Below are 1,389 nucleotides of genomic sequence, written 5' to 3' on the forward strand. Positions count from 1 at the left end.
GGGACTGTAAGAACAACGGTGTAACTCCGAATCAAGGAGTGGCACATGGACTCTGATGTGATGGCGGTCGAGGTGGCCGATACTGACGCGGTGGCCAGACCGAGGAAACCGAAGACGTCAGCGGTGGATGCGCAGCTGGTGGGCCAGCTCGTGGCTCAGGCCCGCGCGAGCGGGCTGCAGCTGACCGGCGAAGGAGGTCTGCTGGGGCAGCTGACGAAGATGGTGGTGGAGTCCGCTCTCGACGGCGAGATCACCGACCACCTCGGATACGACCACGGCGACCCCGCCGGTCGTGGAACACCGAACTCCCGCAACGGGACCCGCTCGAAAACGGTCGTGACCGATGTCGGTCCGGTCGAGATCGATGTCCCGCGTGACCGCGACGCCAGCTTCGAGCCGCAGATCGTGCGCAAACGTCAACGCCGATTGAACGGCGTGGAGAACATGGTGCTGTCGCTGTCGGCCAAGGGCCTGACCCATGGCGAGATCTCGGCGCATCTGCGGGAGGTCTATGGCGCCGAGGTCTCCAAACAGACCATCTCCACGATCACCGACAAGGTGATCGACGGGATGGCCGAATGGCAGAATCGGCCCCTGGACCCGGTCTATCCGGTGATCTTCCTGGATGCGATTCATGTGAAGATCCGTGATGGGAAAGTCGCCAACCGGCCCATCTACGTCGCGTTGGCGGTCACGGTCGAGGGCGGTCGCGAGATCCTCGGGTTGTGGGCCGGTGACGGCGGTGAGGGCGCGAAGTTCTGGTTGCAGATCCTGACCGAGCTGAAAAACCGTGGTGTCGCCGATGTCTGCATGCTCGTCTGCGACGGGCTCAAAGGCTTGCCCGAAGCGATCGGGCAGACCTGGCCGGCCGCGGTCGTGCAGACCTGCATCGTCCACCTGCTGCGCGCGTCGTTCTCCTACGCGGGCCGTCAGGACTGGGCCACGATCGCCAAATCACTCAAACCGGTCTATACGGCAGCGACCGAACCTGCCGCGCTGGAACGGTTTCACGAGTTCGCCGAGGTTTGGGGCACGAAATATCCAGCAATCGTGCGGCTTTGGGAGAACTCGTGGGCCGAGTTCACCCCATTCCTGGCCTTCGACACCGAGATCCGACGCGTCATCTGCTCGACGAACGCGATCGAGTCGGTCAACGCGCGCATCCGCCGCGCTGTCCGCGCCCGCGGCCATTTCCCCAACGAGCAAGCCGCCCTGAAATGCGTCTACCTCGCCCTCATGGCCCTCGATCCCACCGGCGAGGGCCAGAAACGGTGGATCACCCGATGGAAAGCGGCGTTGAACGCCTTCGACATCACCTTCGACGGTCGACTCACCGCCGGACGGAGATAACCCAACCAACCCGAGCTACACCGTTAACTGGACAGACCC

1 protein-coding gene is annotated in these 1,389 nt (G+C 63.7%); it reads left to right on the forward strand.

Features of this window, described 5'->3' with window-relative positions; all coding sequences use genetic code 11:
- Positions 1-60: 60 nt before the first annotated feature.
- The gene (locus ACGFNJ_RS44075; protein WP_393462665.1) at positions 61-1,350 is read left to right on the forward strand and encodes an IS256 family transposase; all 1,290 of its coding nucleotides are present in this window, start codon (positions 61-63) and stop codon (positions 1,348-1,350) included.
- The last annotated feature ends 39 nt before the right edge of the window (positions 1,351-1,389 follow it).

This window comes from Nocardia sp. NPDC049149, assembly GCF_043197455.1.
In the GTDB taxonomy this organism is placed as follows: domain Bacteria; phylum Actinomycetota; class Actinomycetes; order Mycobacteriales; family Mycobacteriaceae; genus Nocardia.